Origin of the sequence: Rhizobium sp. SG_E_25_P2, from assembly GCF_029892285.1 — a bacterium.
Classification (GTDB): Bacteria; Pseudomonadota; Alphaproteobacteria; order Rhizobiales; family Rhizobiaceae; genus Rhizobium_E.
Genome location: NZ_JARXVM010000007.1, coordinates 61,631 through 80,873 on the forward strand (window position 1 = coordinate 61,631; position 19,243 = coordinate 80,873).

Here is a 19,243-nt window from a genome sequence, read left to right on the forward strand (position 1 = left end):
TCAGACCGTCCAGTAATTGGCGTCGCGGATGCGCAGACGGCTGAGGAAACCCGTATCCTGGTCAATCCAGGTGCCGACATCCAGCCGGCCGGAGACCATGATCTTGGAGCCGCCCTGCACAAAGGTCTGCTTCTCGGCGAGATAGATGACGACGATATTGTCCGGCCAATCCGAATCCGTCGAGCAGAAGGGGCAGATCGACATGGGGATTTCGGTGAGGACGAAGAACTGCGCCTCCGCCTTCAGCGGTGGAGCCATGAACCCGCCCATCTGCACCTCCTGGCCGGCGAGCGCCAGGACCTTCTTGGAAAATTCGAGCCCGAGCACGCTGATCTTGCCGTAGAGTTCGTCAAACGTCAGTTCGGCGGTCTCGGCTGGCGCGGCGCGCGCAATAGTCAGGGCGGGAAAAAGCGCGAGGCCGCCGATCACGGCGCGGCGGCTGAACGATGGAGACGAACGAACTGGCGTCATGGCGTCCTCCTCAAAATGGATCAATGAATTGGCCCGGGCGACAGGATCGCCCGAGCCTGGATCACGTCAAGCGAAATTACTTGGCTGCGCCGAGAGCGAAAGCGTCAACGAGCACCTTGTAGATGTCGCTTTCTTCCATGTAGCCCTTGAAGCCTTCCGCGCCGGGGCCGGCGGCCTGGAGCACGACATCGTCGACCGCATGGACTGCGGTGTCGTTGTCGCGCGGCAGGTTGCCGATGCGGAGCACCGCGCCGGGAACATCCTTATAGGCGGGGTTGGCGACATATTCCTTCTTTTCGTTCTCGATCGCGGGCTCGAACGGACCATCCATCTTGGGGCGGAAGGTTTCGTAGTAGTCCGGGAAGTTGCTCGAGAAGACGGCGAGACGGCGGCTCACGTCGACCTTGTCCGGGAAGCCGTCGCCATTGTTGTCTTCATAGTTCGGGAAACCGGCGCCGGCATAGACGCCGACCTTTTCGCGCATGTCCGTGCCCGGCTTCTCGTCATCGATCGTGCCGATGATGGAGACGCCATGGGTGTGGTCGCCGGTGACGACGATCAGCGTGTCCGGATGGGTCTTTGCGAATTCGCGGGCGAGACCGACGACATGGTCGAGTTCGATGGTTTCATAAAGCGCACGATCCCAGTCCATCGGATGCGACATCTTGTCGACCGAAGCGCCTTCGACCATCAGGAAGAAGCCCTCAGGATTCTTCGACAGTTTTTCAAGCGCGACCTTGGCCATGTCGACGAGACCCGGCTGGTTCGGGAACTTCTCGACTGTGCCCTTCTTGAGGAATTCGCGGTCGAGCGTCACGTCCATGTTGCCGGTGTGGAACAGGCCGAGCAGTTTGCCGTCCTTGCCGGCGGCGTCGGCGAGCTGGGCCTTGTCGGTGGCCAGCGCGTAGCCGTTAGCCTGGAAGGACTTGATGAGGTCCTTGTCGTCCTTGCGCTTGGAGCCTGGAACATCCTTGGAAAGGAAATAGGCCGAGCCGCCGCCGAGAATGACGTCGGGCTTGGTGGTCTCGAACATGGCGGCGATATCAGCCTTGTCGCCACGCTTGCGGGTATGGGCCACGACGGCGGCCGGGGTGGCGTCTTCGATTTCGGCGGTGGAGACGACGCCGATCGACTTCTTGGTCATGCGGCGGACGGCTTCGGCGATGGTCTCGACCCGCGGGTCGTCCAGCGTGTCGGGCGTGCGGTCGGCATAAACGCCGAGCGCATTGATCGCGGTCTTGTGGCCGGTCATGTAGGCCGACATCGTATTGGCCGAATCGGTGGCGATCGAGTTGGTGGCGGAGGTGCCGACGAACGCCATGTGATCAAGGTCGTCCATGTTCAGGCGGCCGTTCGCCTTACCCTCGGTCATGCCCTTGGACATGATGCGGGCGCCGGTGCGGTGGGCGACCGACAGGCCGTCGCCGAGGATGAAGATGATGTTCTTGGCTTTCGGCGCGGAACCGGTGGCGTAAACGTCCCAGGTGACCGACTTCTTGTCGTTGCCTGCGGTCACTTCGACCGTATAGGCGCCGGCGGCGGCGATCTTGGCGTTGCGCAGGATGAGCGCGGAACCGAGGCTCTTGTCTTCCTTGCCTTTTTCATCGGCGGTGAACTCGGCGTCGGCTCCGAGAGCGGCCTTGTAGTCCTGGCCGTTGATCGTCACTTTGACGTCGTCTGGGTTGACGACGGAGTCGAACTCGACCTTGAAATCGAAAGGCGAATTGACGAGAATCGTGGCGCGGCTGAGCGGATAGATCTCGGCGGCCTGGGCGGCGCCGCCGAGAAATGTCGCGGCTGCAAGCATTGCAATAAGCTTACGCATGGTGTCCCTCTCCTAGAAAGCATTAACGGAAACAGCCTCCCGTTAAAGCCTCCACATGACAGAGACATGACCATACTCGATCTTCGCACAGAACCTGTGTATGGCCGCTTAGTGGCGCGATAATCCATCGCGCCCTAGGGAAATTAGTGACTTCAGTTGATCAACGGCAGACGCGCACGCGCTTGATATAGACATTGCCCCAGGCGTCGGTGCGATAGACCTTCTTCTTGAAGCAGGAAGGCTCAATATAGACAGGACCGCCGATGACCACGCGCGGACCGCCCCAATAATAGCCGGGATAGCCGCCATAGCGCCAGCCGTCATGGTGCCAATGGCGACGTTCGCCACGCCAGCCGTGACGGTCGACATGACGGCGTCCGCCATCGTGAAAACCCGGATCACGTCCACGGTCGCGATGAGCGCCGTGACGCTCTCCATGACGCAGGATTTCTTCATGACCGCGACGGTCGCTGGCCGCGGCCGAACCGGCGACGGACAGGATGGCGATCAGCGCGGCGGATGCGGTGACAATGAACTTTTTCATGGGGCTCTCCAGCAGCCTTGCAAGTCGATGCTCGCTTTTAGCCCGGGAGAATTGAACAAGCTTTGAATGGCTCGTTCATCTCCCAGTCAGAATTCTCTCAGCCCCCGGCGCAAGAGCTCCTGCCGCGCCCCGGACGCCGTGTCACTGGGGTTCCCACCTGCGGCAAAAAATAATTTCCTCGCATTTTCCATGACAGTTCTGCTATAGACAGCTCAGTTGATTTTCTGGACGGTTCTGAAGTTTGCGCTTCCGGGACCGTTTTCTTTTTGTGCCGGGCCTACCGGCGCAGGGTAATGCTGAGGACGATGAGATGGTAGAAAAGGTACCGATGACGCCCCGCGGTTTTGCACAGCTCTCCGAGGAGCTGCGCTGGCGCCAGCAGGAAGAGCGCCCGCGGATCATCGAAGCGATTTCCGAAGCGCGCGCGCATGGCGACCTGTCGGAAAACGCGGAATATCACGCCGCCAAGGAAGCCCAGAGCCACAATGAAGGCCGTGTGGGCGAATTGGAAGACCTGGTCGCCCGCGCCGAGGTGATCGATCTCACCAAGATGAGCGGCACCAAGATCAAGTTCGGCGCCACCGTCAAGCTGATCGACGAGGACACAGAGGAAGAGAAGACCTATCAGATCGTCGGCGACCAGGAAGCCGATGTGAAGTCCGGTCGCATCTCCATCTCCTCCCCGATCGCCCGCGCGCTGATCGGCAAGGAAGTCGGCGACATGATCGAAGTCAACGCGCCAGGCGGCGCCAAGGGCTACGAAATCATCGGCATCGCCTGGGGCTGAGCCCCTTCATGCGCATCCGCGAGATCGAGGTTATCGCGCCGCATTTCAAGCGGCGCCTTTCCGGCGTGACATCGACGGTGGTCCAGCTCGCGCCGCGACAGGTCGAGGCGGGCGTGAAACTCGCCACCCTCGGCCCCGGTCTGCCGGACACGATGCCGCGCATCAGCTTTCTCGATCTTCTCGCCTGCTGGAAACGCCCGATCAGCGGCAAAAAACGCATCTGGCACGCCCGCCGCAACAACGAGATGCTGGCGGGCCTTTTGCTGCGCGATGTGCTGCGCATGCCGATGACGCTGCTGTTCACCTCGGCCGCCCAGCGCCGTCATTCCCGCTACACCAAATGGCTGATCTCGAAGATGGACGCGGTGGTCGCCACCTCGGCGCGCTCCGGCGCCTATCTCGATGTTCCCCACACCGTAATCATGCACGGCGTCGACACTGAATTGTTTCGCCCTGCCCGGGCAGATGACGTCGACCCCGCCCCCGATATCGACGGCGGGCCGATCATCGGCTGCACCGGCCGCGTGCGCGCGCAAAAGGGAACCGATCTCTTCGTCGAGGCGATGATCGCGCTTCTGCCGCACTACCCCGTCTGGACGGCGGTGATTGCGGGCCGCGTGACGGCCGAACATGAAGCCTTCGCCGCCGAACTTCGGGCGAGAATCGAGAAAGCCAATCTCATTGACCGTATCCGCTTCATCGGCGAAGTCGACGACATCAAGCCCTGGTACCGGCGCTTCCAGCTTTTCGTCGCACCTTCGCGCAATGAAGGCTTCGGGCTGACGCCGCTCGAGGCGATGGCTTCCGGCGCGCCTGCCGTCACCTCGGACGCCGGCGCCTATGCGGAGATGATTGTGCCCGGTCGCACCGGCCTCGTTGTCGCCGCCGGCGACGGCGACGCCCTGAAACACGCCATCGAGCCCTATCTCGCCGACCCCGACCGCGCACGCCGCCATGGCGAATACGCCGCTCGGCATGTGCGCGACAATTTCGCCATCGCCAATGAGGTGGACGGGTTGAACCGGGTTTACGCGGAGCTTTTCGCCAAGGGTGGATAATGCCGCCGGCCGCGCTCCAGGCTTTGCAACAAGAAGAGGATGTCCGACATGTTCGGCCAATGGATCAGCGCCTTCAAGAAGAGCCGCCGGCTGGCCACAGCCCGGAAAGACATCATCAGGCGCTTCGACGACGGCGCCTGGCGTTCGGCTCCACGTCATGGATTGCCCGGCCAACTCATCATATCCCTGACCAGCTATCCGCGGCGCTACTCGACGCTGGCTCTGACCCTCAAGGGCGTTCTCGCCCAAAGGCTTCGCCCCGACCGCGTTTTGCTCTGGCTGGACGAGGACGATGTCGCCGCATTGCCGCCGGATGTGCGTCGGCTGGAAGACGCCGGAGTTGAGATATGCACTTGCCCGGACTGGCGCTCCTACAAGAAGATCATTCCCACGCTACTGGCCTATCCCGACGCCTTCATTCTGACGGTGGACGACGATGTATATTATCAAGACGACACGATCGCCGCGCTGACGGCGGGCTATGATCCGGAACATCCGCATATCGCAGCCTTGCGCGCCCACCGGGTAGCCTTGGATCCGTCGGGACGGCCCCTCGCTTACGGCGAATGGCCGAAGAACATCCAGTCGGAGGTCCCCTCTCCGCTCACCTTCCCCACCGGCGCGCTCGGCGTTCTCTATCCGCCCGGCGTTTTTAATCCAGACGTCGTCAACGACGCGCGGTTCATGGCGCTGTCGCCTTCCGCCGACGATGTCTGGCTCTACTGGATGTGGCGCAGAACCGGCCGCCTGGCTCGCCAGGTTGGCGGCAAACGCCGCTTTCTCGATTGGCCCGAAAGCCAGGCGACGAGCCTGCGCGATGAAAATCTCGGGGGCGGCGGCAACGATCGCGCCATCGCCAATCTCATCGAGGCTTACGGATTTCCGCCCGTCGAGGCGTGAAGGGCGTCTTTGAGAACCGAAGATTTTTCAGAACGGGCTGGAACATCCCTATGCGTCGAAGGTTCCTGCAAAAAAAGCAGGCTCACTCGCGCGCAGGACACACGATAAATGCATCTCGTTCACGACGCTTTTCCACCTCCGGCGTTGAACCAAGCCACGACGATGGGCTTGCGCGCAGAGGCCGAATGGCGATCGTTTTTCGCAACCTATGACACAATCGTGCTGATCGCCAACAGCGATGAGCAGCAAGTGCGCGCGATCCTCGCCGATCCCCCGCCAAATCCACTCTACATCTTTTTCAACAAGATCGATCGTGTTCTAGACGCGCCGTTCGCGCATGACTGCATTCTCGTCACCCGGTGCAACACTGCGGGCTCCGAAGTGGTCTATCGCGGCCGGCTGCCGTCCATGCTCCACCTCATGCCTGCGCCCCACTTCAAAGGCGTGGCCAATTTGCGCGCCGCCTCCCGGGAGCGGCTGAACCGTCCGGAAGAGTTTGACGATATCGACGCCGGCTTCATTGACATGGCCGATTTCCTGGAGAGCTTTTATCCATCCGAGCATACCGCGAGCAGCGGCTTCGCCATGGCGGCCTGGATCCTGCATCTTCTGCCGTCGATCAGGATCCGGCTGACAGGCTTTTCAGGCGAACGGGGCATCCAGTGGAAGGTCTTCCACATCCATGACTGGACCTTCGAGCAGACCGCGCTCCGGCTGATGTCCCTCGCCGGCATGGTCGAAAACGACGTGCCCCGCGAAGTCGATCCCTTTCCGGCCTTCCTGCGCCAATTCCCCCAGATCGACGCGACGCAGGCGCAAAGGGAAATGCTGCTCGTGCTTCGGGAGAAGCTCGAGAAAGCCAACAAGCGTATCGACAAGCTGATTTCAGCCACCGCGCCGCTGCGCTTTTTCTATGACGGCTGGCGGGTCATCAAGTGGAAATCGAAGAAGAACCGGGTGCTGGACCGGATCAAGAAAGAGGAGATGCGCCGGCTGCAGTGACCCGTCGCGCGGCTCAACTCACGCGGTCTGTGATCGGCTCATACGCCAGTCCGATCCGCGCCAGCGCCGAGACCGGCGAATGATTGATCAGTCTCTGGCCCCGTTCCTCGGCGATGCGGTTGGCAAGCTCAATATGCGCGAGAATCCGCGTCTCCGCATCGGCCACGCCGGAATAGGCAGTTTCGCCGGGCCGTTCGTAAAAGCGCGGCGCTGCGGCATTGGAAATATCGACGCCGATGAAGCCGATTTCCGGCGCGCCGGTGGACAGGACGAATTGCAGCGCGCTGATTGCCACCGACCCGCCCTGGAAGACGCCCCTGTCTGGATCGAGCGAAAAACCGGCTTCCCTGGCGGCGTTCAGCCGCACGAAAGGCAAATGCGAAAGGGCCTCAGCGGACCGGCGCGGCGCGCCATAAGGTTTGCGGATATCGTCGATGAGGATGACGTTTCGTCCAGTCAGCCAATCCGGATCGATGTCGAAAATCGCTCTGATCACTCCTGGCGAAAACAGACACGGCATATCCCTGCCGATCCGCTCCGCCATCATCGCGAAGTGACGCCAAACGAAACGCTCGTCCTCGATGGCGATCGCAAAGGGATCGGCGATCCCCGCGCCGATCAGGCTGACCGCCCCGTTGAGCAGCAAGGCGGATTGACGCGGAAGCCTCTCGAGCGGCGCCTCGCGCACCGACGGCCCGGAACCGACAATTGTCACTCCACCCTCTGCGCGCCGGCGTAGCATCTCCGTCTTTTGCAAGGCAAGCCGCGCGCCCCCGAAGATCGCCACGCCTGCCGTGACGTCCGTGCGTTCGCGAATTGACAGGCCCGGGAGCCATGAATGGTAGTGCGCGCGCTTGCGCCCGAGCAGGATCTGGCAGGCAAGCTTGACGAGTTTGCGCCGCAGAGGCCTGTCGCCGCCTCCCCCCGCCTTCATCGCGTCATTGCCCCGTGACATTGGCGTAATGGCTGCCGAAAACGCCGCGATAGGCGTCGATGAAGCCGACCATGTCGCCGGCGAGCCGGGACGCCATCAACAGGCTTTCGCCGCCGGTGAAGGGAATGGCGACAAGGGAAGCCAGAATGCGGGGAATTCTCCCCAACGCCTTGGCGAGCAGCATGATCCGCGGCATCGATCCGGTGCGATCGGAATCGGCGAACAGATAGGCGGTGTGTTCGCGGCCGCGCTTGAACTGATAAGAGAGCGTCAGGCGCGACAAGGGCACGGTGTCGTAGACCGGCGCGTCGATCGTCCAGCCAGCTTTGCCGCCCTTGGCCACCAGATCCTTGTACAGGCGACGGTCGCTGCCGCTGCCCTGGCCGATGCCGTCATCGAAGCGCAGACCGGTGCGGCGAAAGAAGTCGAGCCGGCCCAGCCAGTTGGCCGTCGACACATTGATGGAGTTCGGCCCCTTTTTCGCAAAGCGACGCCGGGCCTTTTTCGCGACATGCGCGTTGCGTCGAACCATGCCCCGCCAGAGGATCGCCGCCAGTCCGCATGCGCCCGCCGGCATGTCGCGGATCAGCACGGGCGCGCCGACGAGATCATAGTCGCCCTCGCGGGCCATGCGGAGCAGGTTGACAAGCCAGTCGGCATCCACCTGTTCGTCGTCGTCAACGAAAGTCAAATAATCTGCGCCTTCCGCGAGCGCCATGTCGAGCACGTGATTGCGCGCGAAAGGAATGCCGCGCCGCGGCTCCGCCTCGACCAGCAGCCGATGTCCGCCAAGCGCCGGCCGCATCTCCTCGACCACGGCGTGGATGGTCACTTCCGGATTGTTTTCGGCGATCGCATAGATGATCTCGACGCCATCGGGCATCCGCATCCGGCCATAGGACGCCAAAAGCGCCCTGAGCATATCAGGACGATTGCGCGTGATGGTTCCGATGCAGATCTTCATATCGCGTTCCTTGCGCCCGGAGGAAAAACAATGGACCGGGCCGTCTCATGCGCGCCGATTGTGGTGATTGTCCGGCGCAGCCACGGCCCCTAGCACAAGGCGAACGACCGGGAAATCCCCTGTCGCGCGTCTCGGCCATGCAAAAACCCCGCTCCTTGCCAGAGCGGGGTCGAAGAACGCGTTCAATGCCTCAATTCACCTTCGGCGGGCCATCCAGCGGCGACAATCCGCCCGGCAATCCAGGCAAACCGCCCGGCGCCGGCAAGCCCGGCAGACCGCCGGGGCCTGTGTTGGGATCGCCGCCGAGCGTGGGCAGGTCGATCTTGATTTCCACCTTGGAGGCATCGATCTTCGGGCCGTCATCCAGCCAATAGGTCACCGAAGTCGGCCAGAAGATCACCACCAGCACGAGGATCAACTGCATGCCCACCCAGGGCAGCGCGCCGATATAGATGTCGGATGTCTTCACCGACGGCGGCGCGATGCCGCGCAGATAGAACAGCGCGAAGCCGAAGGGCGGATGCATGAAGCTCGTCTGCATGTTGACGCAGAGCAGCACCCCGAACCAGATGAGATCGATGCCGAGCGCGGCGGCGACCGGCGCCAGCATCGGCACGATGATGAAGGCGATCTCGAAGAAATCGAGGAAGAAGGCCAGGATGAACACGAAGATATTGACGAAGATCAGGAATCCGAGCGCCCCGCCCGGCAGGCCCGACAGCATATGTTCGATCCAGCGCGATCCGTCCATGCCCTGGAAGACCAGACTGAAGACAGTGGAGCCGATGAGGATGAACACCACCATCGAGGTGATGCGCATCGTGGTCGACATGCCCTGCCGGATCAAGGGCCATGTGAGACGCCGGTTGATCGCGGCCAGCACGACGGCGCCGACCACGCCGAGAGCGCCGGCTTCCGTGGGCGTCGCAAGCCCCATGAAGATAGTGCCGAGCACTAGGAAGATCAGCACGATCGACGGGATCATGCCGAGCAGGATCGTGGCGATCAGCTTGCCGTCCAGCGGGCCGCGCGCTTCCTTGGGGATGGGCGGCATCATCTTCGGGCGGAAGATGGCGATCAGCGCGATGTAGAGAATGAAGATGCCGACCTGCAGCATCGAGGGGCCGATCGCGCCCTTGTACATGTCGCCCACCGAGCGGCCGAGCTGGTCGGCCAGCACCACGAGCACCAAGGACGGCGGAATGAGCTGGGTGATGGTGCCTGAGGCGGCGATGACGCCGGTCGCCAGCTTCATATTGTAGCCATAGCGCTGCATGATCGGCAGCGAGATCATGCCCATGGTGATGACGGAGGCCGCCACCGTGCCGGTGATGGCGCCGAGGATGGCGCCGACGATGATGACCGCGAAGGCCAGCCCGCCCGGCACGCCGCCGAACAGTTTGCCGGTGCCTTCAAGCAGATCCTCCGCCAGCCCGCATCGTTCGAGGATGGCGCCCATGAAGGTGAAGAACGGAATGGCGAGCAGCAATTCGTTGCTGATAATGCCATAGAAGCGGAAGGGCAGGCTTTCCATGAAAACCGGCTCGAAATGGCCGGTCAGGATTCCGATGGCGCCGAAGAACAGACCGACCGCCGCCAGAGAAAAGGCCACCGGAAAGCCATAGAGCATGAACAAGATCATGCCGAGGAACATGGCGGGCGGGATAATGCCGAAATCAAACATTGCTTTTGCTCTTCCCGTTCACTGCAGCGGCTTTTCATAGGAGGTGTCGACCTCCATGGCGCCCTTAAGCGCCGCGATACGCTTGATCAGTTCCGACACGCCCTGCAGCGCGAGAAGCAGGAAGCCGAGCACCAGCATCAGCTTGACAGGCCAGCGGATCAGCCCCCCGGCATTGCTCGATTGCTCACAGGCCGAGGACCACAAGGCTGCCAGAGTGTCATAGGCGCCGGATCCAGTCCGTTCGGTGAAACAACTCGTGATGGAAGAGAAGAAGAACGGCCAGCACAGCACCGAAAAGAGAATGGAGACCGGCAGCAGGAACAGCGTAATGCCGATGATATCGATCCACAGCCGGGTTTTGGCCGCCACCGCTCCATAGATGAGATCGACGCGCACATGCTCGTTCATCTTCAGCGTATAGGATGCGCCGAGCAGCACCATCGCGCCAAACATGTACCACTGGATTTCCAGCCAGCCGTTGGAACTCATCGAGAAGAGATAACGGACGATGGCGTTGCCGGCGCAGATCAGGCTGCAGATAAGCACGAGATAGTCGGCGACCTGTCCGAATTTTTTGGAAACGGCGTCGATGCCGTTGCTCAAGGCGAGCAGAGCTTGCATGCGTCCTCCCGATTTTTCAACGCGTTCGATCTTTACGTCGAACGTTGTTTTCCCCGAGAACTTGCATATCGGATGCGGCCGCGACTGGAAAGACGGAAGGTTTAAGACGAAAGGCTAATGCAACAAATCTTGCACATTTTCCCCAAGCCTCGCCGCACTGCCGCGCTCCAGCGCCTACGCCCTTAGGGCAAATCGGTGGAAATCGCGGCGCGCACTTGAATATCCATGCGTTCCATTCATAGATAAGCGCAAAAGACCGCTTAGGCGGTTCGTCTCTCTTCAAGGAATTGTTGGAATGTCCGCTCGCCACACCAAGGTCTTGATCATCGGCTCTGGACCGGCCGGTTACACCGCCGCCATTTATGCAGCCCGCGCAATGCTCGAGCCGGTCTTGATCGCCGGCATGGAACAGGGCGGCCAGCTGATGATCACCACCGACGTCGAAAATTATCCTGGTTATGCCGATCCGATCCAGGGTCCCTGGCTGATGGAGCAGATGCTGGGTCAGGCCAAACATGTCGGCGCCGAAATCATCAACGATCTCGTCACTTCGGTCGATCTCTCCAACCGTCCCTTCCATGTGACCACCGATTCCGGCCAGGCCTGGATCGCCGACACCATCGTCATCGCCACCGGCGCCAAGGCCAAATGGCTCGGCATCGACTCCGAGAAGAAATATCAGGGCTTCGGCGTCTCCGCCTGCGCCACCTGCGACGGCTTCTTCTACCGCAACAAGGATGTGATCGTGGTCGGCGGCGGCAATTCCGCCGTCGAAGAAGCGCTCTATCTGTCCAATATCGCCAAATCGGTAACGGTCGTTCACCGCCGCGACAGCTTCCGCTCGGAAAAGATCCTGCAGGAACGGCTGTTCCAGCGCGAAAATGTCTCGGTGATGTGGAACAGCGAAATCGCCGAAATCACCGGCGAGCAGCTGCATCCGCCGATGCCGGCCTCGGTCACCGGCGTCAAGATCAGAAACGCCAAGACGGGTGAGATCGATGAGCGGCCGATCGACGGCCTGTTCGTCGCCATCGGCCACGCGCCGGCCACCGAACTGTTCACCGGCCAGCTGCGGATGAAACCGAACGGCTATCTGTGGACGGCTCCGGATTCGACCGCGACGAATGTCGAAGGCGTGTTTGCCGCTGGCGACGTGACCGACGACACGTTCCGCCAGGCGATCACCGCCGCCGGCATGGGCTGCATGGCGGCGCTCGAGGCCGAGCGCTACCTGGCCGGCCATCTGCATGTGGCGCAGGCGGCCGAATAACGATACGGCCGCATCAGGCCGACTTGGGGGAATGAATGTCGCTCGACTGGGACAAGCTGAGAATTTTTCACGCGGCTGCGGAAGCCGGGTCGTTTACCCATGCCGCCGACAAGCTGCATTTGTCCCAGTCCGCGATCAGCCGCCAGGTCAGCGCGCTGGAGGCGGAGGTCAACACCAAGCTCTTCCATCGTCACGCCCGCGGCCTGATCCTCACCGAACAGGGCGAATTGCTCTACCGGACCGCCCATGACGTGCTGATGAAGCTTGAAATGGTCAAGGTGCAGTTGACCGAGACCACCGAAAAGCCCACCGGCCGGCTGCGCATCACCACCACAGTGGGTCTCGGCCAGGGCTGGCTGACCGACAAGGTGCAGGAATTCCTGAGCCTCTATCCCGACATGCAGGTGCAACTCCTCCTCGACAACGAGGAGCTGGATGTCAACATGCGCCATGCCGACTGCGCCATCCGCCTGCGCGAACCGCAGCAATCGGATCTCATCCAGCGCAAGCTGTTCACCGTCCATATGCATGTCTATGCCGCGCCGTCCTATATCAGCCGCTACGGCCAGCCGCAGTCCATCGAAGAACTCGACCATCACCGCATCATCACCTTCGGCGAACCCGCGCCCAATTATCTGCTCGACGTCAATTGGCTGGAAATCGCCGGACGCCCGGAAGGCAGCCCGCGCTCGCCGGTGTTGCAGATCAACAGCCTGACCTCGATCAAGCGCGCGGCGCTGCTCGGCATCGGCATCGCCATGCTGCCGGACTACATCGTCGGTCGCGACCCCGGCCTCGTGCAGTTGGTGACCGACGCCGACATCCCCTCCTTCGACACCTATTTCTGCTATCCCAGCGAAATGAAAAACGCCGCCAAGCTCAAGGTTTTCCGCGACTTCATCGTCGCCAAGGCGCGCAACTGGAATTTCTGATTCTTCCTGATGCGGTCGAAAATGGCGCCGTCAGACTGAAAAGACGGCGCCAAAACAAAATAATCAGCATGAATAGGTTTACCGTCGCGGTGGCGCGCTTTTGTGCCAACGCTTAAAAAACACGTTGTTTCAAGCAATTAGAAACGGATCACTAACCATCATGCAACTTTTGCATGGCTGTCATGCGCGTCGGGTCCTTGCGCAATGCACAATAAAACATCATATCGCACACAGCTGATGCACATGGCGGTTTTCCTCCCAGTGCCGCCGTATCAGCTGTTCCCCTCTGGAGGTTTAAATTACCTTCACAACTATAAAGGGCCCGAGATTTCTCGTGGCCCTCTTTTTTTGCCTATTGTTCAGCCAAACAAAAAACGGCCCCCGAATGGGAGCCGTTGATGACGTCGCGCTTGGATCCTATCAGACGCCCGTGCTGTCCGTTTCGGTCGTGGCTGTGCTGAGCGTGTCGAGAATGGACTGAACGTCCGAAACAGCTGAAGAGGTGGAAGACGACGCATCGTCGTCCTCGTCGTCGTCGCCGCCGATCGAGATGCGTGTGTTGGCGATGAAGCTCTGCCGCGCGCTTTCGAACTCATCCAGCGATACGCCGCCGCTCGAATCCTCGTCCAGCGAATCGAACAGCGAGGCGGAATCCTCCGCGCTGACGTCGTCAGGCTTGGCGGCGGCAAGCTCTTCGGCGCTGACCACGCCATCCTGGTCAGTGTCGAGTGAGTCGAAGACGGTGGAGGCGTCATCTTCCGAAGTCGCGCCGCCAGATGGCGGTGGGCCCATCGGCGCAGAACTTTCCATGCTTGAGCTGAACTGTTCTTCCGTGATCGAACCGGTCCCTTCCGTGTCGATCGACTGATAGAGCGCCAGGGCGTCCTCCTCACTCACGTCCTCGGGACGGGCCGAGACGAATTCGGCTTGCGTCACGCTGCCATCGGAATCTGCATCCATCTCGGCATAGGCGTCGGAGGCGGAGAAGCCGAAGGATGAGCCGGACTGCATCTGCATCATCACCGCGACCGCGTCACCCGACATCTGGGCGAAGGGATCCGACGACGACATGCTGCTCGACATCTCGGTTTCGGAAACGGAGCCGTCGCCATCTGCATCGAGCGACGAAAACAACTGGCTCGACTGTTTGGCGGTGACATCCGACGGCTTGGCCGCCGTAAACTCGTTGGAAGACACTTTGCCGTCGCCATCGGAGTCGAGTTTGCTGAGATTCGACTTCATCGAGGTTTGGTAATAGCTGGAACCGCTGGTCGCGGATGAAACACTGGTCATGAAAACCCTCCTATGGGTCGCCCGTTGCGTCTGAGGCGTCGACGGTCGCGGCGCGGCAATGCAAAGGAGAGGAACATGGTCGACGGTTGAAGCCGGCCCGTCCCACGCCTGTCGCTGGCGCTGCGCGTCACTCGCGCTCGTGATCGATGTTCCGGAACTGACTACAAGGAACCATTCTGGGCTAACGCGATTTGCGGAATATCGTCAAAGCCCTGGAAAATGGAGACTTTCGGTAAAGCGGGGCCGGCGGCCAAAATCGACATTCACACCCGCCACACGCAATGCGCGGGTTTTCAAATGGCATGAAAAAAGGCGCGCCGAGATCGACGCGCCCTTTGCTATGGCTGTAACGGTCAGCGGCAGGCGGCGCAGAAGCGCTGGATGCGGCGGCAGGCTTCTTCGAGCTGGGTTTCCGACGTCGCATAGGAAATGCGGAAATTCGGACCGAGGCCAAAGGCCGACCCATGAACCACCGCGACACCTTCGGCTTCCAGCAGTTCGGTGACGAAATCCTCGTCGGTGGCGATCACCTTGCCGGAGGGCGACGTCTTGCCGATCAGGCCGGCGCAGGACGGGTAGACATAAAACGCCCCTTCCGGTGACGGGCAAGAAAGCCCCGGCGCCTGGTTGAGCATGGAGACGACGAGGTCGCGGCGGCCCTGGAACACCTTCTTGTTCTTCTCGATGAAATCCTGCGGGCCGTTCAGCGCCTCAAGCGCCGCCCATTGGGCGATCGAATTGGTGCCCGAGGTCTGCTGGCCCTGGATCATGTCCATCGCCTTGATGAGTTGGATCGGGCCGGCCGCATAGCCGATGCGCCATCCGGTCATGGCATAGGCCTTCGAAACGCCATTCATGGTCAGCGTGCGGTCATAGAGACCGGGCTCGACTTCGGCCGGCGTGGCGAATTTGAAATCGTCGAAAGTCAGGTGCTCATACATGTCGTCGGTCAGCACCCAGACATGCGGATGGCGCATCAGCACATCGGTCAGCGCCTTGAGTTCATCATGGGTATAGGCCGCGCCCGACGGGTTGGAGGGCGAGTTGAAGATGAACCACTTGGTCTTCGGCGTGATCGCCTTTTCGAGATCCTCAGGCTGAAGCTTGAACTTGGCTTCGATCGTGGTGTTGACGAACACCGGCGTGCCGCCGCACAGCGCCACCATTTCCGGATAGGACACCCAGTAAGGCGCAGGGATCACGACTTCGTCGCCCGGGTTCAGCGTCGCCATCAGCGCGTTGAACAGGATCTGCTTGCCGCCGGTGCCGACGATCACCTGGGCTGCGGTGTAATCGAGATTGTTCTCGCGCTTGTACTTCTTGGCGATGGCTTCGCGCAGTTCGACGATGCCGGCCACGGCGGTGTACTTCGTTTCACCGCGATTGATGGCGTCGATGGCGGCCTGTTTGATGTTGTCGGGTGTGTCGAAATCCGGCTCGCCGGCGCCGAGACTGATGACATCGCGTCCCTTCGCCTTCAGCTCGCGCGCTTTCTGCGCGACGGCGATGGTTGCGGAGGGCTTAACGCGGGACAGGGCGTCGGCGAGGAAGGCCATTTCTGAATTCCTTGTCTGAGGGCAATAAAAGGCAGCGACTTATAGGCCCGGCTCCGATTGGGATCAAGCCAAGCCATGGCGCCGAAATCCGGTTATTCTGGCAGCCTGCGCTCCACTTAAGGCTAAAGTAACGCTCGTCTGCTACATCTGCGGGGAATGTCATCAACTCTGCCGGGACCCCATGACAGCAAGCAGCATATTCTCCAAACTCAGCCGCCAGGGCGATGGGTCGTGGACTGCCGCTTACGGCGCCTTCGTGCTGCAATCGGCCCTACAGCCGATCTTCAGCCAGGACGCGGAAGGCCATGTCGAAGTCGAAGCGTTTGAGGGCCTGATCCGCCCCAACAGGGCCGGCGACCCCGTACGCCCGGCGGAATTCTTCCCGGCTGTGGCGCGCGAAGACAAGGTGATGATCGACAGTCTTTGCCGCACGCTGCATATTTTCAACACCGGCGCCCTGGGCCGCAAACGCGCCAAACTGTTCGTCAACTTCCATCCCGGCCTGTTCGTGACCGCCGCCGACATCCGGCGCGAAGTGGAACTGATGCGGCTGGCCGCCAATGAATCCGGCATGACCCCTGCCCGCATCGTCTGCGAAATCACCCAGAAGGAAAACGACAGCGCCGACATGCTGGCGCATTTCGTCGATGAATTGCGGGCGCGCGGCTTTCAGATCGCCATTGATGAATATGGCGCCGATGAGCGCGATGCGGCCCGAATGAAGCTGCTCAAGCCCGATTTCGTCAAATTCGAAGCGTCCTGGGTCAAGGAATTCCTGGAAAACTCCGCCGGCTATGCGCTTCTGGGCGTGATGGTGCGCCAGATCAAGGAACAGGGAGCCGTACCGATCTTCGAAGGCTTGGAAGACCTCCGCCAGGCCGATCTCTGCCAGAATCTCGAAGTTCCCCTTCTGCAGGGTTACGCCTTCGCCCGACCCGAAATCGCGCCGACCAGCTTCAACGAGGAATTTCCCGAATCCACGGACGGTCCCGGCTTCGATACCCGACCTTCCCACGAACTTGAGCGTTACAATCCCGATTTGCATATGCCGAAATCGATCTATTCGGCGTCGCCGCAGTTGGGCGGGCTACGCCGCGCCGCGACATTCGGCAAACGCACCCGCTGACGAGACCTGACGGCGTCCCATCACCGGAACTGATGGTTCCGGCCCTGAAATTGCACAAATGTAAAATTGCCCTCGGCCGCCCGACCGCGTATCAGCGGAGACCCGTCGTCCCTCCGAGAGCGCCATGTCCCGTCTGCACGCCAATTTGATCCTCGTTCTGACTGCCGCCATTTGGGGCGCAGGTTTCGTCGCGCAGGACAGCGCCATGGCCCATCTCGGGGCGCTGTGGTTCGTCGGGCTGCGCTTCCTGCTCGCCTTCTTCGTCGCGTTGCCGCTGGCGATGCGCGAACATCAGCGGGTCGCCGCCCCGTTATCCGGACGGGAACTCGGCATTTTCGCCCTGATCGGCCTGGCCCTGTTCGGCGGCGCCAGCACCCAGCAACTGGGGCTTTTGACGACATCGGTGACCAATTCAAGTTTCCTCACCGGGCTCTATGTCATCATCGTGCCGGTGCTGAGCGTAATCGTGCTGCGCAAGCTGCCGCATTGGATCGTCTGGCCCGCAGCGCTGCTCGCCACCACCGGCATCTACTATCTCAGCGGCGGCGATCTGGCCCAACTGACCATCGGCGATCTCCTGACAATCCTTTGCGCCCTGTTCTGGGCCGGGCAGGTGCTGCTGGTCGGAATGTTCGCGCCAGGCAGCGACCGTCCGATGGCGCTGTCCGCCGTGCAGTTCCTCGTCTGCGCCCTTGGCGGCTTGACGCTCGCGCTCTTTCTCGAGCCGATCGCTGCCGGCGATATCGTCGACGCGCTGCCCGAACTTCTCTATGCCGGGCTGTTTTCCTCCGGCATCGCCTTCATCTTGCAGGTGATCGGCCAGCGCTGGACCAGCGCGCCGCAAGCGGCGATCTTCCTGTCGAGCGAATCCCTGTTCGGAGCTTTGTTCGGGGCCCTGCTGCTCGGCGAACGCATGGGATGGATCGGCTATATCGGCTGCGCCCTCATTTTTATCGCCATGTTGCTGGTCGAACTCGTACCGGAAATTTCAAAAAAACGACGTGCGCAGTAACCCTCTGAAATAAACTTTAGAGTTTTGCTTGGCTGGAGAGCATGGTGTTTCTTTACCAGACCCCGCACATCACGTTTCGTGCCAATTTTGCATTAAACGTGAAAGTTTTGCTTGCCAAAATCGGGGATTGCCCCCAATCTCAGCGCGTTCGGGCAATTTACGAACAATGGGAAAACCTTGAGAATAGCGCGCCGGAGGTGCAATAAGCTCCGGGTGTATGGGAGACGGGTCGCCGATGCCCATTCACGATAGTAGGACCTTTCCTCTAGTCGAAATATGCCTGCCAGCCCTCACGGGTTTCATGACATGCTGTCCGAACGCGCAAATAAGGACAGAGAGGAAAAGGGAACTGCTCCATGGCCGAAACTGGCACCGTTAAATTCTTCAACACAGACAAGGGTTTTGGGTTCATCAAGCCGGACAAGGGCGGATCGGACATTTTCGTTCATATTACAGCGGTCCAGGCGTCAGGCCTCACCGGCCTGACTGAGAACCAGAAAGTCTCCTTCGACACTGAGCCGGATCGTCGCGGCAAAGGCCCGAAGGCCGTCAATCTTCAAGTCACCGGCTAATCGCCGGACAGACATTGTCTTCGCGCGTCAGCGTCGCTGCCGGATTGCTGGCGGGCGGCGCTTTTTTTTGGACTTTCGATCGCCACTTTTTCTCCGCAATTCGTTCAGCCGCGGTTCATGGATCCGATCCTAGGGTCGAGACATTGAATTTCGACCATTGCCCAAGAGGGAAAATGACGATGAATCGTGTTGTCAAATCCGCCATCCTCGGCGCCGCAGCCTTCGCTGCGACCGTGGGTTCCTTCCAATACGCCTCCGCAGGCAACCGCGATTATTACTGGCGGCACGCGCCGCGCCACCATCATCATGGCGACGCCATCGCAGCTGGCGTCATCGGCCTCGCCGCCGGCGCGATCATCGGCGGCGCGCTCGCCTCCGATCCAGAGCCGGAGGTCATCTATCGTCCGCGCCGCGTGTATGTCGAGCCGGAACCTGTCTATGTCGAACCCGCGCCGCGCCGCGTCTATGTCGAACCTGACATGGCGGATGAAGACTATGCCGCCCCGGGGCAGGATGACGACTATTACCCTGCCCGGCCCGCGCGGCGCCAGATCAACGCCTCGACCGGCGCGCTTGAACCTTGGACGGCGCGCTGGCGCGCCTATTGCGCCGATCGCTACCAGTCCTTCAACGCCCGCACCGGCACCTATAAGGGTTATGACGGACAGGACCATTTCTGCACCGGCGCCTGA

Annotated in this window: 19 protein-coding genes; 10 read left to right on the forward strand and 9 right to left on the reverse strand. The window is 61.1% G+C overall.

The window, feature by feature from the left end; translation table 11 throughout:
• The 3 genes from M2360_RS11620 to M2360_RS11630 form a co-directional block, all read right to left on the reverse strand.
• A complete protein-coding gene (locus tag M2360_RS11620) occupies positions 1 to 471 on the reverse strand; it encodes a hypothetical protein (RefSeq protein WP_280775297.1) in 471 nt (156 codons plus the stop codon).
• A 76-nt stretch (positions 472 to 547) separates the two neighbouring features.
• Positions 548 to 2,296 carry an alkaline phosphatase gene (locus tag M2360_RS11625; protein ID WP_280775298.1) on the reverse strand — a complete coding sequence of 583 codons (1,749 nt, stop codon included), beginning with the start codon at positions 2,294 to 2,296 and terminating at the stop codon, positions 548 to 550.
• Between the two features lie 160 nt (positions 2,297 to 2,456).
• Positions 2,457 to 2,840: a hypothetical protein gene (locus M2360_RS11630; RefSeq protein WP_280775299.1), complete on the reverse strand. Its 384-nt coding sequence runs from the start codon at positions 2,838 to 2,840 to the stop codon at positions 2,457 to 2,459.
• Positions 2,841 to 3,150: 310 nt separating this feature from the next.
• Between M2360_RS11630 and greA the strand changes: the two genes are divergently transcribed.
• The 4 genes from greA (at position 3,151) to M2360_RS11650 (ending at position 6,587) form a co-directional block, all read left to right on the forward strand.
• On the forward strand, positions 3,151 to 3,627 hold the full coding sequence (greA, locus tag M2360_RS11635) for a transcription elongation factor GreA (RefSeq protein ID WP_280775300.1): 477 nt from the start codon (positions 3,151 to 3,153) through the stop codon (positions 3,625 to 3,627).
• Positions 3,628 to 3,635: 8 nt separating this feature from the next.
• Positions 3,636 to 4,685: a glycosyltransferase family 4 protein gene (locus tag M2360_RS11640; protein ID WP_280775301.1), complete on the forward strand. Its 1,050-nt coding sequence runs from the start codon at positions 3,636 to 3,638 to the stop codon at positions 4,683 to 4,685.
• A gap of 39 nt (positions 4,686 to 4,724) precedes the next feature.
• Positions 4,725 to 5,585, forward strand: a complete 861-nt coding sequence (locus M2360_RS11645; protein WP_280775302.1) for a hypothetical protein — start codon at positions 4,725 to 4,727, stop codon at positions 5,583 to 5,585.
• A gap of 108 nt (positions 5,586 to 5,693) precedes the next feature.
• Positions 5,694 to 6,587, forward strand: a complete 894-nt coding sequence (locus M2360_RS11650; RefSeq protein WP_280775303.1) for a 3-deoxy-manno-octulosonate cytidylyltransferase — start codon at positions 5,694 to 5,696, stop codon at positions 6,585 to 6,587.
• 13 nt (positions 6,588 to 6,600) lie between these two features.
• Here M2360_RS11650 and M2360_RS11655 read toward each other — a convergent pair whose 3' ends face one another.
• From M2360_RS11655 to M2360_RS11670, 4 genes are all read right to left on the reverse strand, one after another.
• Entirely contained in the window at positions 6,601 to 7,521 is a 921-nt protein-coding gene (locus M2360_RS11655; protein ID WP_280775304.1) for a glycosyl transferase, read from the reverse strand.
• Between the two features lie 4 nt (positions 7,522 to 7,525).
• Positions 7,526 to 8,485, reverse strand: coding sequence for a glycosyltransferase (locus tag M2360_RS11660; protein WP_280775305.1), 960 nt, complete (start codon positions 8,483 to 8,485; stop codon positions 7,526 to 7,528).
• 190 nt (positions 8,486 to 8,675) lie between these two features.
• Positions 8,676 to 10,169, reverse strand: a complete 1,494-nt coding sequence (locus tag M2360_RS11665) for a TRAP transporter large permease subunit (RefSeq protein WP_280775306.1) — start codon at positions 10,167 to 10,169, stop codon at positions 8,676 to 8,678.
• Positions 10,170 to 10,187: 18 nt separating this feature from the next.
• The gene (locus M2360_RS11670; RefSeq protein ID WP_280775307.1) at positions 10,188 to 10,790 is read right to left on the reverse strand and encodes a TRAP transporter small permease subunit; all 603 of its coding nucleotides are present in this window, start codon (positions 10,788 to 10,790) and stop codon (positions 10,188 to 10,190) included.
• A 295-nt stretch (positions 10,791 to 11,085) separates the two neighbouring features.
• On the opposite strand from M2360_RS11670, the gene trxB reads away from it, so the two are divergent.
• Positions 11,086 to 12,060, forward strand: a complete 975-nt coding sequence (trxB, locus tag M2360_RS11675; RefSeq protein WP_280775308.1) for a thioredoxin-disulfide reductase — start codon at positions 11,086 to 11,088, stop codon at positions 12,058 to 12,060.
• Positions 12,061 to 12,095: 35 nt separating this feature from the next.
• Positions 12,096 to 12,992: a LysR family transcriptional regulator VtlR gene (locus M2360_RS11680; protein ID WP_280775309.1), complete on the forward strand. Its 897-nt coding sequence runs from the start codon at positions 12,096 to 12,098 to the stop codon at positions 12,990 to 12,992.
• 420 nt (positions 12,993 to 13,412) lie between these two features.
• Here the strand turns inward: M2360_RS11680 and M2360_RS11685 are convergent, their stop codons facing one another.
• Positions 13,413 to 14,285 (reverse strand): EF-hand domain-containing protein, encoded by an 873-nt coding sequence (locus tag M2360_RS11685; protein ID WP_280775310.1) that lies wholly within the window; start codon positions 14,283 to 14,285, stop codon positions 13,413 to 13,415.
• A 353-nt stretch (positions 14,286 to 14,638) separates the two neighbouring features.
• Positions 14,639 to 15,841: a pyridoxal phosphate-dependent aminotransferase gene (locus M2360_RS11690; protein ID WP_280775311.1), complete on the reverse strand. Its 1,203-nt coding sequence runs from the start codon at positions 15,839 to 15,841 to the stop codon at positions 14,639 to 14,641.
• A 181-nt stretch (positions 15,842 to 16,022) separates the two neighbouring features.
• On the opposite strand from M2360_RS11690, the gene M2360_RS11695 reads away from it, so the two are divergent.
• The 4 genes from M2360_RS11695 to M2360_RS11710 all read left to right on the forward strand — a co-directional run bounded on the left by M2360_RS11695 (position 16,023) and on the right by M2360_RS11710 (position 19,243).
• Positions 16,023 to 16,967, forward strand: coding sequence for an EAL domain-containing protein (locus M2360_RS11695; RefSeq protein ID WP_280775312.1), 945 nt, complete (start codon positions 16,023 to 16,025; stop codon positions 16,965 to 16,967).
• A 124-nt stretch (positions 16,968 to 17,091) separates the two neighbouring features.
• On the forward strand, positions 17,092 to 17,979 hold the full coding sequence (locus tag M2360_RS11700; protein WP_280775313.1) for a DMT family transporter: 888 nt from the start codon (positions 17,092 to 17,094) through the stop codon (positions 17,977 to 17,979).
• A 356-nt stretch (positions 17,980 to 18,335) separates the two neighbouring features.
• Complete coding sequence (locus M2360_RS11705; protein WP_137155803.1) at positions 18,336 to 18,551, forward strand: cold-shock protein; 216 nt, start codon at positions 18,336 to 18,338, stop codon at positions 18,549 to 18,551.
• Between the two features lie 179 nt (positions 18,552 to 18,730).
• Positions 18,731 to 19,243 carry a BA14K family protein gene (locus M2360_RS11710; protein WP_280775314.1) on the forward strand — a complete coding sequence of 171 codons (513 nt, stop codon included), beginning with the start codon at positions 18,731 to 18,733 and terminating at the stop codon, positions 19,241 to 19,243.

Bases quoted from the DNA above. Each gene is read 5' to 3' on its own strand.
- M2360_RS11620 (WP_280775297.1), bottom strand. From the start codon at position 471: ATGACGCCAGTTCGTTCGTCTCCATCGTTCAGCCGCCGCGCCGTGATC.
- M2360_RS11625 (WP_280775298.1), bottom strand. From the start codon at position 2,296: ATGCGTAAGCTTATTGCAATGCTTGCAGCCGCGACATTTCTCGGCGGC.
- M2360_RS11630 (WP_280775299.1), bottom strand. From the start codon at position 2,840: ATGAAAAAGTTCATTGTCACCGCATCCGCCGCGCTGATCGCCATCCTG.
- greA (WP_280775300.1), top strand. From the start codon at position 3,151: ATGGTAGAAAAGGTACCGATGACGCCCCGCGGTTTTGCACAGCTCTCC.
- M2360_RS11640 (WP_280775301.1), top strand. From the start codon at position 3,636: ATGCGCATCCGCGAGATCGAGGTTATCGCGCCGCATTTCAAGCGGCGC.
- M2360_RS11645 (WP_280775302.1), top strand. From the start codon at position 4,725: ATGTCCGACATGTTCGGCCAATGGATCAGCGCCTTCAAGAAGAGCCGC.
- M2360_RS11650 (WP_280775303.1), top strand. From the start codon at position 5,694: ATGCATCTCGTTCACGACGCTTTTCCACCTCCGGCGTTGAACCAAGCC.
- M2360_RS11655 (WP_280775304.1), bottom strand. From the start codon at position 7,521: ATGAAGGCGGGGGGAGGCGGCGACAGGCCTCTGCGGCGCAAACTCGTC.
- M2360_RS11660 (WP_280775305.1), bottom strand. From the start codon at position 8,485: ATGAAGATCTGCATCGGAACCATCACGCGCAATCGTCCTGATATGCTC.
- M2360_RS11665 (WP_280775306.1), bottom strand. From the start codon at position 10,169: ATGTTTGATTTCGGCATTATCCCGCCCGCCATGTTCCTCGGCATGATC.
- M2360_RS11670 (WP_280775307.1), bottom strand. From the start codon at position 10,790: ATGCAAGCTCTGCTCGCCTTGAGCAACGGCATCGACGCCGTTTCCAAA.
- trxB (WP_280775308.1), top strand. From the start codon at position 11,086: ATGTCCGCTCGCCACACCAAGGTCTTGATCATCGGCTCTGGACCGGCC.
- M2360_RS11680 (WP_280775309.1), top strand. From the start codon at position 12,096: ATGTCGCTCGACTGGGACAAGCTGAGAATTTTTCACGCGGCTGCGGAA.
- M2360_RS11685 (WP_280775310.1), bottom strand. From the start codon at position 14,285: ATGACCAGTGTTTCATCCGCGACCAGCGGTTCCAGCTATTACCAAACC.
- M2360_RS11690 (WP_280775311.1), bottom strand. From the start codon at position 15,841: ATGGCCTTCCTCGCCGACGCCCTGTCCCGCGTTAAGCCCTCCGCAACC.
- M2360_RS11695 (WP_280775312.1), top strand. From the start codon at position 16,023: ATGACAGCAAGCAGCATATTCTCCAAACTCAGCCGCCAGGGCGATGGG.
- M2360_RS11700 (WP_280775313.1), top strand. From the start codon at position 17,092: ATGTCCCGTCTGCACGCCAATTTGATCCTCGTTCTGACTGCCGCCATT.
- M2360_RS11705 (WP_137155803.1), top strand. From the start codon at position 18,336: ATGGCCGAAACTGGCACCGTTAAATTCTTCAACACAGACAAGGGTTTT.
- M2360_RS11710 (WP_280775314.1), top strand. From the start codon at position 18,731: ATGAATCGTGTTGTCAAATCCGCCATCCTCGGCGCCGCAGCCTTCGCT.